We start from the raw sequence: 15,742 nt of genomic DNA, 5'->3' as shown, positions 1-15,742 counted from the left end.
CATTCATGGATTGAATGCATTAATAAATGCACGGGCAATCTTTATGTTGACGTTTGTACTGTATTTCTGTAGAGTTCGCCCCCTTCTCAGACGCGGGGTGGAGCAGTCTGGCAGCTCGTCGGGCTCATAACCCGAAGGTCGTAGGTTCAAATCCTGCCCCCGCAACCAACGTTTCGTATAGAGCGCCGGCCAGTCCGGCGCTTTGTATTTCCGCAGTGAGCTTTCCGCCCTCTGGAACAAGCATCACATCGCCTATCAGGCCGCGCAAAGCCTCACGGGCTGCTGCCACGTCCTCTACCATTTCCAGCCTGGTCACCAGGTCGTTGTATATTTCCCTCGCCCTCGGCAACATCTGGGTAGGCTCGAAGCGCTCCACGGCCTTAATTTCTTCCATTGTGTCAGCTATCGTCTGTTCGGCAGTTTGCACAGCCGCCTTCGTGGTTGGTGTAATAATTCCCTCCTTGATGGCCGTCATCAGGTTGTCCAGCTCCTTCCGCGCACCTTCCAGCTTGCGTTTTGCCTGCCCGCTATCTGGCTTCATCTGCTTGAGCAGGGCGCGCGCCTCCGTTTCGAATGCCTTAAAAGCCTCGTTAGACAGTAGGGATTCTTTCACGCCTGCCAGCAATACCCGCTCAATTGTGTCCTTTTTGACCGATAGACTGTTGCTGCACACACTCTGGCCTCGGTTCAGATAGGTGGAGCATCCGTAGTACCGACTCCCTCGCAGCGAGAACGCCCCACCACATACCCCACACTTAAGCAACCCTGAAAATAGATATTTCGGGTTGCGCCCCCCTGAATTCTTGCCTGTTTCGCGGCGACCAGCCGTGTCTCGCTTTCTGGCAATGGTTCTTGCCTCGCATATCTTCCACAGTTCGTCATCAATGATCGTCAGTTCTGGTGATTCGATAATCACCCATTCCAACTTTGGCCGCATCGTCCGCAATCTGCGTCCGGTGATGGGGTCTTTCACCCAGGCCGTGCGGTTCCAGACCTGACGCCCGTTGTATATCGGGTTTCCCAGCATCCCGACTCCTTTGGAATCTGGATATATGCCGGAATGCGACCAGGAACTTCCGCGCGGGCTTGGGACTTTCTGAACATTCAGTTCGTCAGCGATCTGACGGGTGCTGGCGCCGGCGGCATACCGTTCGAACACATAGCGCACCCACTTGGCCTGATCTTCATTGATGCGTTTGCGGTGGCCGTTTCCATCAAAGTCGCTGGTGTATCCGTAGGGAAGGCCGCCCGCGCTATACCCGTCGAGCGCTTGCCCCATCAGTCCGCGGTGCGTCTTTTTGGCAAGATCATCTAGATAGAACTCGGACATCAGGCCGCGCAACCCTGTTTCAAGCTTGTAGCCATCCCGGGCGGTGTCGATACCATCTGAAACCCCGATGACACGGATACCGGCGAACTTGAGGCGCCGGATCGTCGTGGCGCTCTCGATGTGGTCGCGGGTTAGCCGGGAGAGATCATCCAGCAGGAGCACGTCAAAAACGCCAAGTTCAGCCGCATCCAGCATCGCTTGGTAGCCGATACGATCATTGCGTGAGCCAGATACAGCCTGGTCCTGATAAAGCGCGGGCGTAGCCCATCCCATGCGGGTGCAGTACGTCTCGATGTTGCGCAGTTGGTCACGAATACTGGCCTCGCGCTGGGCATCAGACGAAAATCGACAATAGGCGGCTGTTCTCATAGTTGCAGTTTACTTCTGCCCAGCCCCGTTTTGTACAGGGGGATTTGAACGGATTGGCTCAATCCCGCGCTGTTGTTGGGTATTGTGTGTCACATAGGCCTTCACGGCTTGACGGGCGAGAAGGCTGATAATTGCATGCTGGCTGGGGTTCATCTACGGACCCTGAACCTTTCTTGTTGCAAAGAATAATGATGTGTACAAAGCGTGGTGTGACATTTCCCGCTTTTCGACTTGTGTCGGGGCTGGTCACATCCAGGGTGCGCGCATGGTTTGCTCGCGTTGATCTGATAGGACTTCATTGCCTTGGCCGATTCGGGTTTAACTGTCTTACTCGACTTAACCTTGAAGTCTTTCTGTTCTGGAATGAATTTGGCGCGATTGAGCGGCACATTTCCAAGTAACATGGAGGCGAGGGATAGCATTACATCGACCTCCACAGCCCATAGTGACGGCAGGACTCAAAGAACGGGATGTCATCGTCGAAGTTATCGAAATTTCCCTTGCCTGCTGGTGCCGCAGGTTTTGCCGCCGGAGCAGGGCGCGCTGCTGGTTCTGCGCCATCGTGATGCTCACCACTTTGCTTGCTGCCCAGCATCTGCATCTCGTTGACGATGATCTCAGTGGTGTAGCGGTCTTTTCCGGTTTCCTTGTCCTGCCATTTGCGCGTCTGGATTTTCCCCTCGATGTAGAGCAGAGCGCCTTTCTTGATGTACTCGCCGATCACCTCAGCGAGGCGACGGTAGGCTACGCAGTTATGCCATTCAGTCCGTTCTTGTTTCTCGCCGCTCTTGTCCTTCCAGTTTTCAGAGGTTGCCAGCGAGAAGTTCGCCACGGCTTCACCGTTGGTCATGTAACGGATTTCAGGATCCTTGCCGGTACGTCCAATCAAAATAACTTTGTTCACGCTCATGTCGTTCCTTTCTAAAATAATCTCAGAGTCAGATTTATATTCTCAATATCCGGGCTTCTCGGCCTGCTTGATGTCGTCCTGGTCGCTCATTTCTTCGCTCCTTCTAATATAAATTCCATCTTCGGAATGTTGATGGTAAAAATTGGAGGCGAAAACATAGACTCTAGAGAGCGACACGATTCCGCGTGCATCTGCTTCCGAAGTTCTGGTGAGATATGCATACCAACAAATTTTTGCAGTTTGATGCGTATCATCTTCTGCACAAACCGCAAGTTAAACTCCAAGCGCAACAGCTTGCCGCGAGACAGGTAATTGAGTCCGACAAAATGTTTTGCCGCCGCCTTGCGAATCGCTGCGTATTTCTGTTTCTTAATTTGCTTTGATGTCATGCGGCCTCCTATTCTGTTTTCTGATCCCGACTATTTCCCTGCTGCTGACTTCCTTTGCGCCAAGCTGCACAGCCTGGGCGCGTTTCGCCCTGCAAATGTCGTAGTGGTCGCCCTGATACCAGCGGCGCGCGACACCGATCTTGTCGGCCATCGCGTGCAGTTCTTCCGCGGTGTCTGCGATCATGTGGCACATAATCATCCGGCCGTAGGGTGCGCGCATGTCGTCGACGTAGACTGTCATGCTGCCTCCTTCATATTGTCCAGCTTATCAAACGCATCCCACATGCGCAGGCTGGCCAGCCTGCTGATGTCGACGGCATCAGATGGGCTAATGCGGTCGGCGTCACGGCATGGCGTAGCTCGGCGCTGGACCTGAGCGATAACCCCGCTTCTCGTGCTTCCGTGCTTGTCCTCGGTCAACAGGATGACGCCGCTGGTCGAGGACGGCAGAAACTCGGCCAGTTCCGGTTTCCAAATTTCCTTTGGCATGGCGTAATAGTGCTTCCAGACCTTGCGCGGCCACATCAAGGGGCGTCGGCGTTCATCCCGTTCTTCATAGCTGCGAAATGGCCCGTCGAGGCGCCAATCCCAATTCTGGAACCACTTGTCTTTTTTGGCGTCGGCTTTGAAGTCGGCACGGCTGATCTTCACTTCCACGTCGATGATGCGCAGGTCGCGCGTCACAACCAGCAGGTCGCACTCGTCGCCTGTCCATGTGCAGTTCGGCACCAGCACCAAGTGTTTGCGCTCGAATACCTGACGGGCAAGCGATGCGGCGATTTTCCTCTCTGTCCATTTCATGTCGCCTTCCTCCCCTTAACCGCCACAATCACCGCCCGGCATCCGTCCACATCCAGCATGCCGATGTGCATATTCACCATCGACAGGCCAATCGCACCCGCCAGCCAGACGTAAGCATCGGTGCGCGTCATTTCGCCCGACTTCCACAGCGGATCAAAGGCCGCATGCGCGGCGATCCGAATCTTGCGCAGTTGGGCGTTCGCCAGCCTTCCCTTCGGTTCGTCGCCATTGAAGCCCAGCCGCTTGTTCCGGTCGTGGCATCCGACATAAGCGTCGCACGGTTCGCAATGCCAGAATTTCTTATGCAGCAGGTCCGGGCGGTGCGGGTAAAGTTTCGCGCCTGTGACGAACTTGGCGTCGCGGTGGCAGTAGTCGCATTTGATGGTCATGCCGCACTTCCGAATAGGTCATGCTGGGCTGGTTCAGGTTTCGCAGCCATCGCCCGACGCCGAGCATTTGCCGCCCAGGTCAAAAGCAGGAACGCGAACTGACAGCGCCCGCGCCGCTTGGATTCAGTCAGGTAGACGCGGGCTTGGTGAATTTCATTAGCGCGGCTCATGGATGCTCCCAAGGTGTTGGATTCACGTCGTACCCAACATACAGCGGGTGCTTTGGTGTTCCATCTTTGTTCAGCACCAAGTAATGCGGCTGTATGCCAGCGCCGCGCAGCAGCTTCAACACATCTGCGCCGCGTCCATTCAAGTTTCCGTGCGTTCCCCAGGCGCAGATCACAACGCCGCATGCCTTCACCGCTTCAAGGATTGTCGCGTCATTGTCAGGGCCTGCCGGATCATCTGAAGAATACAACGCCTGTGGATCGGTCGAACGCAGCGCGAAGATGTTAACGACCTGCAGGCGACCGAATCCACCCGATACAGCACGGCGCTGACAATGTTCCACGGTTGGATCGTTGGTAACTTCGTCGGCAGTGCTAGGGTTTAGCATTACGAATGTCAACACAAGCTTGGTCACATCCCAATCGCGCCACAGCAGATAGCGGTACTTCTTGCAGGGTGAAAATACGGCTCCGGTTTGGTCGAATAAGCTCATGGATTCACCACCGGATAACCGTCATGCAGCACGCCGTCGAGCATGCGACCGGCACGCTTTTTCCCCACCTTAAAGCTATATGATTCCTTGCCGAGACCGTCCCAATGGTGTCGATCTTGCGTCACAATCAATGGCTCAAGGTATTCACCATGCCAATCTGGTAACCACTCGCCCCATTGCTTAAACAGGAACGGCACATCTGCTGCCGAGCATTGATCACGCAGACTTCTCGCCCAGTCAGGATGCATCGGGCGCGCGTTCGGACCGCTCTCTCCACCGACCACGCACCAATCAAGGCGCGGTCGTTGGTCGACAGTTGCTGGCAGTTGGTCAAGCCACAGAGCAATATTGACCGCCTCCAGCAGCGGCTCAATGCTCACCCAGCGCACCGCGGCCGGTGTTTGCAGCAGCAGTGGGATGCGTTCGTCGGCAGCTTCCTGATTCTCGACGGTGACGCCGAGCCAGACGTTTTCAAGCGGCCATAGCGGCCCGCAGTTGTCATATCCTCCGCGATTGCCTTTAGATGGAATCCATTGCGGCCACACGCGCAAAGAATCAATGCGAGTAGGGTGTCCGAAGCCATCGAGTTCTTCATTAAGCCATGCGAAGAATTCCAGCATCCTGGCCGGGCGCTTGGTCAGAACCTGATAGGTATGCCGCGTAGTGCAGGCCATTACAGCAAATACATCGGCGATGAACTGGAACGGCACGTCCTCATGGAACAGATCGGACATGCTGTTGACGAAGATCATGCGCGGGCGAGTCCAGCGCAACGGGTCTGTCAGATGCTCCGGTACCAGCTTGATCGTGCCGCTCCAACGCTTCGTCTCTGGATTGATCGTGCCCTCGTATGGCATCCCGGCACCGCAGAAGCGTGCGGCCATGCTCTCGGCGTAGCAGTTGCGGCAGCCTTCGGAGACGCGCGAGCAGCCGCGTAATGGGTTCCATGTTTCGTTGCACCAGACAATACCGCCGTCACGTTGATCAGCCATTGATGTTCCCCTGTTTTTCGAGCTTTACTTGGATGCAAGCAATCCAGATGTCCAGTGTGCCGTAGCATTCTAGAATTGCAGCCTGGTAGGTGCTTCCAAACGTTTCGCCGTGCTGGCGTTTGAATTTCGTGACGATTCCGGCCATCCGGTGCCGCTTTCCATACCCTTTGCTGAGAGTCACTTTGCGACCGACTGGGCAGGTCTTTTCATTCCAGCGCGGTCCATAGACACGCAGCTCTTCGCGCTTGCTGCCATCGGCAAAGGAATCGAAATACTCAGTCTTGAGCGGGATGAATAGCGGATTCATCATCTGTGCTCTAACTATCTCAGGGATGTCTAAAGCGCTCATTCCTGATCCATCCTCAGCAATTTGTCACGCTGCGCGGGGTCTGTGACATAAAGATTGACTGCGTCCTGCCATGTCATCGGCTTTTTGCGTTGTTCCAGCTTTTCCCACAGCAGGCGGTAGCCGCCGAGTTCAAGTTCTTCGGCGAAGCCCGCATCGATCAGCACGCGGATTGCATCTTCCTCGGCCGACATGAATGAATGCCGCAGGACGTCATTTTGGTCGTGAGTATCGCTGTCGCGAATAAAAAACTGATTGACCATTCCCATCAGAGCCTCAATCAGTTCGGTGTTGCCGTTCCGTAGCTGGTTGCTGATGCGCATCAGATTGTCAACCCGATCTGTGTACTGATCTTCCATGTACTCGATGATGTTCATGGAAGAATCTTCGAGGTCTTCGGTCGGTATCGATGAGCAAGCATTCAAACATGCCGCAATGCGACGGGCATCATCCGGGCTATATGCCTTTGCAATCGGCGTACGATCAGCCTCATGATCTGGATAGTCGTTGCTCATTGCGGGCGGCTTTCCCACAGTTATATAGAGCATGTCGTTCTGTGCACCGACGTAATATGGTCCTTGCGTGTGTTCACTCATACTGTTTCCTCCAATCCAAATAGGTCATGTTGTTCGGCACCGTTTTCATAGAAAATAACCGGCAAGAATTGATCAGCGTGCGGTTCATCGCCATCCCAACCATTCGGCCAAGTTTCTGCTGCTATCAGCTCACGAATGCGAGATTCTTCCTCTTCGTCAATCAGGTTTAAGGTCAGACGGCCATCGGCTGCATTGATGCGTTTTTGAATGGAGAGGATGTCTTCCAGAGCTTTCAATCTGGCTTCCAATGTCAATGGCCCCATACGTTGCGGGTTCTTCCCGATTGATCCGTCCTTCAGGCGTTCGACGCCCGACTTGCGCAGGCGCTGAGCCGGTTCACGAAGCCAGCGATAGATCGGCTTCAAGTCACGCAACGGTGTTAAATGCCCCCAACGTGGCAGCGCGATGATGCTTTCCAGCGCTTTTTCTTCCTGGGCAAGCGGACATGCAATGCAGCCTGTTCTGGCGTTTAACTCTTCGGCCTCATCGCCGCCATAGGCATCGGCAATGATCTCGGTTGGCCAGCCTCCGAACTCTTCCTTGGGTGCCCAGTTACGTAGCCATTCCCAGACGTGGCAGACGCGCCAGTGCAACAGTGGTGCCAGCGTGGCGATGCGGCCGCGCACACCTTTACTCTCCGGAAGGACCTGTTGATACCAGCCTTGGCCGCACTCGGCGCCGTCCTTGCCGCAACTCATCTCAATGCGACGGTCGCGGATAGCACTTTCTCCCTGCCGAACGCCGGTAATAGTCAATGCGGTGCCGTCGCCAAGCGATTCGGCGATAGCGGCCGCCATTGGATCGACCTTGATCTGTCTAGTGCACCAACGCAGTGTGTTGTTATTCGGCGGCGGGACACCGCGGCCAAGCATGTAGACAAGGAAGCGCTTATCCAGAGGCGCGCGAACTGCCCTGAATTCAATATCGCGATCCGCCAGTTCATCCATGATTTCGCTCGCCGCGATTGCGAGAGGCGGTAATTCCATGCGGGTATCGGCATACAAGACAGTCAATCGTTTCGGACCTTTGATCTTTCCTGACGTGATCAGCCAGACAATCAGGGTGAGTGTCGCTGTGCTGTCCTTCCCACCAGACCACGCAATTACCCAGTGATCGTGCTCATGGCCATAAGCTTGCAAGCTCTGGATAGTCAGTTCGATTGATTCAGTCATCTGAAGGCGGGCGCTACCTTCAAAGAGAGAGAGGTCGCGAATGGTCATGCTGACCTCCGTTTCACTTCTTTGCTGACGATCATGTCCGCGCAATTAGCCCGAATCAGCGCAGCCGCCAGCGGCGGGCAGACGCTGTTACCGCACATGCGCACCTGGGCGCTCTTTGTGAGTGGCTTCCAATGATGATTACCATCCGCGTCGATGTGCAGGCCGCGGTCGATGATGTATTTCTCGGGAAATCCCTGCGCCCGGAAGAGCTCGCGCGGTGCCAGCATGCGCATGCCGATGTCTACGATGGCATATTCCTCACCGTGGACGGTCACGAGGCCATAGCGGTCCTTGGTGGTGACCGTGTGGAGTGGTTCGCGCAATTGAGGATCCTGATCGGTGCCGTAATACTTGATCAGGAACGAGCGAACCTCGGCGAAGTGAGTTCCCTGCGCGCTGATGGTATGCAACGGCTCGCGGTTATCCTGTCCGACATTGGTGCCGCGCATCTTGACGATGTTGCTGGTGACCAGAGCGCGATGGTTCTCGGCCGTCATGGTACCGAACGGCTCATCAATAGCTTTTGGTTTTCCGCTGTAGACGGGGCCGCCAGCGCCAACGATGTGGGCCGTCACCAGAGAATTGTGATCGCTACTGGTGATGGTATGCAGCGGTTCGTCGTTAAGGCTGTGACCGACCACGCCGCCGTAGTGCTTTGCCATGAAGGCGGATACCAGCGCATGTCGATTCTCGGTGGTTTGCGTATGCAGAGGTTCATCCATGCTGATACCGCGCACATCGCCCGGGCGCTTGTCACCGTAATAAGTCGAGATAAAAGGCTGAACGACCGCGAAGTGTCCGCCCTTGACCTGGGCGCATTGCGTGCGCAGCGGTTCGTCTGCTGGCATGTTCCGCTGATTGGAGCCGTTGGCGTGTTCGGTGATGAACGGTTGTATCAGCGCCATTTCGCCACGATGAGCGGCAGTAACGGTCGGCAGCGGCTGTTCCATGCCAGTGCGGCGGTCGGCGCCGTGGTGGGTGAGCGGCACAATGAACGGCTCGGCGGCATTGACCACGTAACGCATGATGCCCTTGGCTACTCGGCGCAATGTGTTGTCCGCCAAAGGCCGGTTTACGCCGATAGCGCGGCCTTCCTCTTTGGTCAGAAAGATAGACGGGCATGGTAGAGACCAGTCGATACACTCAGCAGCGGTGCGCCATGGCAGCAGCCATCCACTCTTAACCTTTTCACTATCCGGCGCGCCGTGGGTTGCTTCTGGCCAGACAATCGGCTGACCATCGCAGCGCGCAACAAGAAATAGGCGTTTGCGAATGGTCGGAGTGTCATAGTCGCTGGCACGCAATTCTTTCCAATCCACAACATAACCGTGACGGCGCAGGGCATTGACGAATGCATTGAACTCGCGCCCCTTGTTCTTTGGGCATGGCCGCATGTTGCCGTTGGCATCGGATACTAGCGGCCCCCAAGTAATGAATTCTTCGACATTTTCCAGAAACAGGCGGCGGGGCTTGCGGATGGCTACCCAGCGCAATGCCACCCAGGCGAGACCGCGAATCTTCTTTTCGACTGGTTTGCCGCCCTTGGCTTTGCTGAAGTGCTTGCAGTCAGGAGAAAGCCATAGCGCGCCGATCTTCCGGCCGGGATGAACGGTACGCGGGTCAACTTCCCAAACTGATTCGCAATAATGTCGCGTCTGCGGATGGTTTGCCTGGTGCATGGAGACCGCCTCCGGATCGTGGTTGATCGCCACGTCCACATGTCGCCCAAGCGCCAATTCGAAACCAGTTGAAGCCCCGCCACCGCCGGCAAAGTTATCGATGATGATCTCGTCGTTCAGGTCCATGATGTATTGCGGGGTCAGCATTCGTTCATCCTTTCTTGCCATTCCTTGGCGGTGTACTGATTAACTTTCCCATCCCAGCCGTACCAGTGCGTTCCGCATTTGGTGCAGCATTGATTGGTGATCTGAACCGGTCGCGTGAAATCCTGCACATCCCAAAAGAACAGATGACCTTCTGGATTGGCAAAGGCTTTGTAGTCCATGTTGTGGATTGCGGGTTTCTTGCAGCAGGAACCGAGCAAGAGCGTGGATTCGCTCATCGTGTCACCCCTGTGTGCTTGAACATTGCTCGGTATGAGCGCAGCGCTTCGGTTCTGTCCCGTGCGCCGGACTCGTGCTGACGGATCCTGTGTAGGTAACGACTCCTAATATAACGACCTGCGCTGATATGATTTGGCCAGACGATTGAACCCAAGAAAGGCACTCCGGCGCGCGTTGGCGCGATGCGTATCTTGTGTGGATGAATCGTCAGGCCTTCGCTGGCCAGATTGCTGGTGATCTGTTCGCAGACTTCCTGCAGCTCTTCGCGTGATTCGCCCAGGATCGCCATATCGTCCACGTAGCGGACATAGCGCTTCACGCGCAGCGTTTCTTTCACCCAATGATCGAAGTCATTCAGAAAGATGTTGGCAAACAGTTGCGAGGATAGATTGCCGATCGGCATACCCTTCGCTGGTGTCTGCCGGTACAGCGTGGATTCGGCGAACAGATGGTCATAGCTGCCATCAGTCCGGAAGGAATCGATCAGATTGATGATCAGTGCGCGCAACTCGTGATCGCCGATGTGGCGCAAGACGCGCTCTTTCAGCAGGGCGTGATTGACCGAGTAAAAATACTTACTGATGTCGAGCTGAAGTACCCATTCGGCGCGCTCGCTGCGGGCGAACTGTGCCAGGCGACGGAGGGCAGCATGCGTGCCACGCCCGGGCAGGTTGCCAAAGGTGTCATGGATGAAGCGAGGCTGCCAGATCGGCAGCAGATACTGGTATAGCATCCAGTGCACGATACGGTCCTTCATTGGCGCATCAACCACGTCGCGGAATTTCTTCTCGCGAACGGTGAACGTCTTATATGGGCCGAACTGGTACCGGCGCTCGCGTAGCTGCTTCTGAATGGTGATCAGGTGCCGCAGCGGGTCTTCGCCAAAACGCTGGATGCGCAAGCGACCGCCCTTGTTGCAGCGGGCATGCATCCAGCAGTTCCAGAGATTATCTAGAGTGGTCAGGCGATAGAATTCCGCACCGCATTCCACCACACCACCCGTAGGCAGCGCAGCGGTTCTCGGTTGGGCGTGTTGCCGTGCTTTTGGTGCTTGTGCACCAGGAGATTCTCGACCAAGAGTTTGCTTTCCGAGGGCGTGCCCAACGTCTAAGCTTTTATTTCTTGGGTCAGCGAAAGCCGATGTCGTCGTCCTCGTACTCGGGGTTGTCGTTGTTGAGATTGAAGACGCCCGCACCCGACCCGGAACTCCAGTAGCCGCCCCGGATGAGCGCATGGCCAGACTTTCAGAGAATCCCCTTTGCTGAGTCATGGCTGAACTCCTTGCAAGCGAATGAGACCGCCAACAAGCTTGCCAAGCTCAACGGCTAAACCGGCTCGATGCTCGAATGCGAGCTTGAGTCCGTTTAACCGTGGAGCCTGTGCCAGATAGTGCTTGAGCATGTCCACATCGGCGGAAATGGACTTGAGCAACTGGGGTTTGTTATCTTCCAGACCGTAAGCCATTGCACCGCGCAGGATCCTGCCGATACATACGCGGAGATTTTCCCCATAGGTTGCGCGCAGATCGCGCGGCATCTTGATGATGTCTTGAAGCAACTGCAGGTCTAGTTCCTTGGCCTTCGTCTTGAGTTGGAAGCTGGTGTTGTCTGGATTGGTTAACAGTTGCTGGGCAGCGGCTTTGTTCACTTCGCCACGCTGCTTGAGGTCATCAATCACGTCCGCGATGACATTAGGTAATACCGATTCCAGCACCTGACTGTTGCCGGTGGGCTGACTGGACACATAGATCGTGCGACCGATGGCCAAGGTGCCGAGCGCCACCGCATAGGGAATGCCGAACTCTTCTACAACGGTCCACAATCGGCGCTTGAAGTTACCAACCGGAAAACCGACGCGAATATGCGGCTCGGCCGCAGTTCCGACCAACTTGAGCTGGTACTTCTTCAGAATGGCGAGGGCATAGGCCGATCTGTCGTAGCCATGGAGGAACTTGCCAGCTTGCACCAGGATGAGATGACCCGGATATTGTTCTTCCAGCTTGGCTGCGATGGTTGCAATCGGATCGGCTTGTCCAAGCCCGACTTCAATACCTTTGAAGGTGCGGAGACTATGCTGGGACAGCTCTTCGGCGGTGGGTTGTGTTTCGTTCATGTTTATCCTATTTGGCTAGGTCACGGCTGCGCCGCGACCGGAGACCAGTGATCAGAGACCGAAGGTGCAGCGAAAGCCGACGCCGCCGCCCCCGTACTCGGGGTCGTCGCCGCCGAGATGGAAGACGCCCGCACCCGACCCGGAACCCCAGAAGCCGCCCCGGATGAGCGCACGGCCAGACCAATCTCGGGCACCATCAGGGATATAGCCGACACCCTTCTCGCAGGATTTATGCGGGGAGGTGGTGAGCGATATGGAGTCAGCAGTGATCTTGCCGCTCAATCCTTTGTCGTCGCCTTGCACATCGTCATGCACCCATGTGAAGATGTTTCCGGCGAAGTGATAAATGCGCTCGCCGTTGCTCAGTTGATGCCAGGAGCGTTCTGTTGGGTCTTTTGACTCGCAATCTCCTGCCTGTGCGCTGCCAACGTTGCCTTTGCGGATGCCTTGAAACAGTTGCCCTTCACCGACCTTGCCGCCTGTCCAGTTTTCCGGCTGGAGGTAAATGTCGTAAGCGATTGCCAGCGCTTGCGTCTCACGAATCAGTTGCAGGCCGACACGGGCGCTGACAGCGCAAGCTGAGTGATACGAAACTCTGCTCCATGGTTTGTCGGATGCAACGCTGACCGGAATGGCATTGGCGCGGCGAGACATCGGATATTTCGCGACTTTGAAGGATGGAACGACCAGGCCGTCCGGCAGCGTGACTTGCGGCACAACGATGAATTCACTGTCTGCCATTAGATGTTTGGCTTCGTCGCATTCCGCCTTGGACAGTTCGCGCAGCTTATCGCCCGCATCCCACTCGGCCATGGTTGGATAGAGTTTTTTCAAATGGCGCCCAATGGCATCAAGATGTGATTTCTTGTATTCAAATACAGTCGTGTCTTTTGTCCATCCGTCTTCCCAATCTGCATCGGGCCATCCTTTTGGTGGCTGCCACTCACCTTTGTTTACAGTGTCGTCGGTATTTTTAAATCCGTGTAGTTCAAGAATTTCTGTGTGATGGTCAGTAAGGCCGAGTCCGTCTAGAACTTTGCCGGCGCGGGTGAGGATGAAGCTGTGGCGATTGCACATGGATAATGTCTCCGGTTAGATTGCGAGTTCTTGCTGACGGGCACGGATGCTGATCTTCGTGTCTTCGCCCAACAGTTCTGCCATAGAGGCAATCTCGGAACCTTGAGGCTTGAAGGAACAGCTCAGCGTGAGCTTGATGCGCTGGAAGTCGGCGTAATCCTCCCAGTCTTGGCCGCGCGGTTCGATGTAAGGCTCGATCTCGAACTTAGAGAGACGTGCTTCCTTGAAGATGAACCCGCACAACTCGATTTCCATGTTGACGTGTTCTCCGCTCCACTTGACGGCGCCCATCTGCGGAAAGCGCACGGCGTCTTTATCGAACATGAAGCCGCGCAGGCTGGGGGCGAATTGCGGCAGGACATCAACGGCGGCTTCGTCGATTTCAATCTTGAGGTCGACGGCCAGTTCCTTGTCGTCCTCTGAGCCTTCTTTCCGTGCGTTGATGTGCTTGAGGGAGCAGATGCTGTCTTCGAGTTCGAGGGCCATTACACTGCCTCCGGCAAAGCTGGCCAGACCTTCACGAACGGATATTTCTCGGGATTCGGCTTGATGACCTTCCCGAAGTGACTGCCAATGGACTCAGCACCCTTGAAGGCCGCGAAGTCCTCGGCTGTGAAGTTCGAGTAGTGGTAGATGCTGCCGGTACCGGACCTGGCCGCGAATTGAATGGCGAGCGTGTTGGTTTCCGGATGGTGACCAATGGCGGCGATCTGCGAGGATTCCACCTTGTCCATCGCGATGACTGGACGTTCTTTGGTTTCAGTGTTCATGGTTTCTGCCTTTCGTGTGGTTGGAAAATTAGGCCGCGACTGCAAGATTCTCTGCAACTTCGAGAACCCAATCTTTTGCTGTCTGGTACTCGACACCAAAATGCTCGGCAACAGCATCGATGATTTCAATGTCAAGCGGACGGATCGGAGCCGATTCGAGAATTGGAATTACCTTTGCGGTAACTGGCGCAGCAGGTTCCGTCTTCACTAATGAAGGCTGCGCCCCGTCTAGCGTGACGGCTTGGCTCTCTGGGGGGGTATGGTGTTTCGTTGCAAGAGCACGTTCCTGCTCGGCCAGAGCGACTGCCTTGCGGCGTCCTTCAATGGCTTCAGCCTCTGCTGCTGCGCGCTGTTCTGCTTCGACCTTGGCGCGGGCCTTCACTTCCTCTTCCGCCTGGATGCGCATACGTTCAGCTTCCAGCTTCGCTGCCTCGGCAGCTTTGTGCTCAGTGATGCGCGTTGTCACCACCAGCTTGAAGTCATCCAGCGGCTTTGTGATGATCTGCGACAGGTCGGCAAACAGAAAACCGAACCCGGCAGACGTTTCCTTGCACCATGCCAATTTGGTTCGTACATCTTTGGCAACGGCATCGGAAACGATCTTGGCGCTCGCCAGTTCGGTATCGATGGCGTCCTGCATGCTGGTGTAGTTGCGCTTGCCCTTGATGACCGCTGCAAAGTCGGGCTTTTGCAAGTTCAATTGGATCGGGCGAGTCTCGGTTTCCAGCGCTTCGACGTGAGCAGCAAAAGCGAGAGCGGCCTCGGTGACCATCAGGCGCTTCTTCGCCAAGTCTTCCTTCTCGACATCCTTTTCAAGCTGCAGCGCAGTAGTGCGAAGGTCTTCGCCCCATGCATCCATCATCTGCGCAGCCTCACCGATGGAAACGGTCTGGGCGAGCATGGCTTCCTTCGCCAGCTTCAGCTTCTGGCACTGCTCGCGGAACATCTTGGCCGCTTCCTTGGCGTTGGAGAAGTCTTGATCGGTGATCAGCTTGATCTTGCGCACCTCGGCCAACTTGCTCTTGAGCGCAATGCCGTAGGCTTCCATGTTGCTGCTGGTGATCGAGCCATGCGCATTGATGAACAGGGCAGGCAGTTCGATTGAGACTTCAGCTTTTGGCATTTCAGCAGTGACGCGCGGCTTGTAGTTCTCAATGTCGATTGCGAATTGAGTCCAGCCTTGCAGCAATCGATCACGCATGGCCTGATCTGGGTCGTAATAGACGTGTATTTCTTCAACCAGTTCGCCATCAGCGTTCCAGTTGCTTGCCAAGAACAGGCATGTTTTGGCACCCGACACCATGAGCTGCTGTTCCATCTGGGCGCGAATGTATTCTGGGATGTCGGCAGCAGTTTCGACAGCACGTATAGCGCCGTTCAGGCTCTTGTGTTCGAAGCAGATTGCTTCGTCCATGGTCAGGCCATCGAAGGAAGCAGACAGCTTGCCTTCTGTGCCGACAATCGGATAGAGCTTCCTGCCGATGATCTTCTCGGCTACCGGGCGAGCCAACGCCTCGAAGCGGTGCCCATCGTCAAAGCGGCGCTGCGTGGCTTCGTCAACCTCCGGGGTGATGCCCGTGGCCAACTCATCAAGCAGCTGGCTGCGCGTCTTGTACGGGCTGATGCCGAGCATGGCCGGCGCATCGCTGGCATTGAAATGGGTTGCGCGGTGTGCGTGCCATTCGGGCGAACCTTGCAAGAAGTCGTGTTGTTCCAT

19 protein-coding genes and 1 tRNA gene are annotated in these 15,742 nt (G+C 55.7%); 1 reads left to right on the top strand and 19 read right to left on the bottom strand.

What is annotated here, in order from left to right; all coding sequences use genetic code 11:
• Positions 1–91: 91 nt before the first annotated feature.
• Positions 92–168 (top strand) — tRNA-Met (locus SLIT_RS09840).
• Here the strand turns inward: SLIT_RS09840 and SLIT_RS16390 are convergent.
• The 19 genes from SLIT_RS16390 to SLIT_RS09745 form a co-directional block, all read right to left on the bottom strand.
• Positions 125–1,699 (bottom strand): recombinase family protein, encoded by a 1,575-nt coding sequence (locus SLIT_RS16390; RefSeq protein ID WP_013030095.1) that lies wholly within the window; start codon positions 1,697–1,699, stop codon positions 125–127. The genes SLIT_RS09840 and SLIT_RS16390 overlap by 44 nt on opposite strands.
• Before the next feature lie 421 nt (positions 1,700–2,120).
• Positions 2,121–2,609 (bottom strand): single-stranded DNA-binding protein, encoded by a 489-nt coding sequence (locus SLIT_RS09830; protein ID WP_013030092.1) that lies wholly within the window; start codon positions 2,607–2,609, stop codon positions 2,121–2,123.
• 86 nt (positions 2,610–2,695) lie between these two features.
• Complete coding sequence (locus SLIT_RS09825; RefSeq protein WP_013030091.1) at positions 2,696–2,998, bottom strand: hypothetical protein; 303 nt, start codon at positions 2,996–2,998, stop codon at positions 2,696–2,698.
• Positions 2,979–3,239: a DUF4031 domain-containing protein gene (locus SLIT_RS09820; protein ID WP_013030090.1), complete on the bottom strand. Its 261-nt coding sequence runs from the start codon at positions 3,237–3,239 to the stop codon at positions 2,979–2,981. The genes SLIT_RS09825 and SLIT_RS09820 overlap by 20 nt, the downstream gene beginning before the upstream one ends.
• Positions 3,236–3,799 (bottom strand): hypothetical protein, encoded by a 564-nt coding sequence (locus SLIT_RS09815; RefSeq protein ID WP_013030089.1) that lies wholly within the window; start codon positions 3,797–3,799, stop codon positions 3,236–3,238. The genes SLIT_RS09820 and SLIT_RS09815 overlap by 4 nt, the downstream gene beginning before the upstream one ends.
• Positions 3,796–4,188 (bottom strand): zinc-finger-containing protein, encoded by a 393-nt coding sequence (locus SLIT_RS09810; RefSeq protein ID WP_013030088.1) that lies wholly within the window; start codon positions 4,186–4,188, stop codon positions 3,796–3,798. The genes SLIT_RS09815 and SLIT_RS09810 overlap by 4 nt, the downstream gene beginning before the upstream one ends.
• Positions 4,189–4,354: 166 nt before the next feature.
• Positions 4,355–4,849: a DUF1643 domain-containing protein gene (locus SLIT_RS09805; RefSeq protein ID WP_013030087.1), complete on the bottom strand. Its 495-nt coding sequence runs from the start codon at positions 4,847–4,849 to the stop codon at positions 4,355–4,357.
• Positions 4,846–5,841 (bottom strand): phage Gp37/Gp68 family protein, encoded by a 996-nt coding sequence (locus SLIT_RS09800; RefSeq protein WP_013030086.1) that lies wholly within the window; start codon positions 5,839–5,841, stop codon positions 4,846–4,848. The genes SLIT_RS09805 and SLIT_RS09800 overlap by 4 nt, the downstream gene beginning before the upstream one ends.
• Complete coding sequence (locus tag SLIT_RS09795) at positions 5,834–6,190, bottom strand: hypothetical protein (RefSeq protein WP_013030085.1); 357 nt, start codon at positions 6,188–6,190, stop codon at positions 5,834–5,836. Before SLIT_RS09795 ends, SLIT_RS09800 begins: the two co-directional genes overlap by 8 nt.
• On the bottom strand, positions 6,187–6,783 hold the full coding sequence (locus SLIT_RS09790) for a hypothetical protein (protein ID WP_013030084.1): 597 nt from the start codon (positions 6,781–6,783) through the stop codon (positions 6,187–6,189). The genes SLIT_RS09795 and SLIT_RS09790 overlap by 4 nt, the downstream gene beginning before the upstream one ends.
• The gene (locus SLIT_RS09785; protein WP_013030083.1) at positions 6,780–8,003 is read right to left on the bottom strand and encodes a phosphoadenosine phosphosulfate reductase domain-containing protein; all 1,224 of its coding nucleotides are present in this window, start codon (positions 8,001–8,003) and stop codon (positions 6,780–6,782) included. Before SLIT_RS09785 ends, SLIT_RS09790 begins: the two co-directional genes overlap by 4 nt.
• A complete protein-coding gene (locus tag SLIT_RS09780) occupies positions 8,000–9,829 on the bottom strand; it encodes a DNA cytosine methyltransferase (protein WP_013030082.1) in 1,830 nt (609 codons plus the stop codon). The genes SLIT_RS09785 and SLIT_RS09780 overlap by 4 nt, the downstream gene beginning before the upstream one ends.
• Positions 9,823–10,008: a hypothetical protein gene (locus SLIT_RS09775; protein ID WP_150102992.1), complete on the bottom strand. Its 186-nt coding sequence runs from the start codon at positions 10,006–10,008 to the stop codon at positions 9,823–9,825. Before SLIT_RS09775 ends, SLIT_RS09780 begins: the two co-directional genes overlap by 7 nt.
• 53 nt (positions 10,009–10,061) lie before the next feature.
• Positions 10,062–10,997: an RNA-directed DNA polymerase gene (locus SLIT_RS09770; protein ID WP_013030080.1), complete on the bottom strand. Its 936-nt coding sequence runs from the start codon at positions 10,995–10,997 to the stop codon at positions 10,062–10,064.
• Positions 10,998–11,332: 335 nt separating this feature from the next.
• Positions 11,333–12,178, bottom strand: coding sequence for a four helix bundle protein (locus SLIT_RS09765; RefSeq protein ID WP_013030079.1), 846 nt, complete (start codon positions 12,176–12,178; stop codon positions 11,333–11,335).
• A 51-nt stretch (positions 12,179–12,229) separates the two neighbouring features.
• Positions 12,230–13,255: a hypothetical protein gene (locus tag SLIT_RS09760; protein WP_013030078.1), complete on the bottom strand. Its 1,026-nt coding sequence runs from the start codon at positions 13,253–13,255 to the stop codon at positions 12,230–12,232.
• A gap of 15 nt (positions 13,256–13,270) precedes the next feature.
• A complete protein-coding gene (locus SLIT_RS09755) occupies positions 13,271–13,741 on the bottom strand; it encodes a hypothetical protein (protein WP_013030077.1) in 471 nt (156 codons plus the stop codon).
• Entirely contained in the window at positions 13,741–14,025 is a 285-nt protein-coding gene (locus tag SLIT_RS09750) for a KTSC domain-containing protein (protein ID WP_013030076.1), read from the bottom strand. The genes SLIT_RS09755 and SLIT_RS09750 overlap by 1 nt, the downstream gene beginning before the upstream one ends.
• Positions 14,026–14,053: 28 nt before the next feature.
• Entirely contained in the window at positions 14,054–15,742 is a 1,689-nt protein-coding gene (locus SLIT_RS09745; protein ID WP_013030075.1) for a lambda-exonuclease family protein, read from the bottom strand.

Source organism: Sideroxydans lithotrophicus ES-1, from assembly GCF_000025705.1.
In the GTDB taxonomy this organism is placed as follows: domain Bacteria; phylum Pseudomonadota; class Gammaproteobacteria; order Burkholderiales; family Gallionellaceae; genus Sideroxyarcus; species Sideroxyarcus lithotrophicus.
The sequence above is the reverse complement of the archived record's forward strand: the minus strand, read 5'-3'. Positions and strand labels throughout refer to the sequence as shown.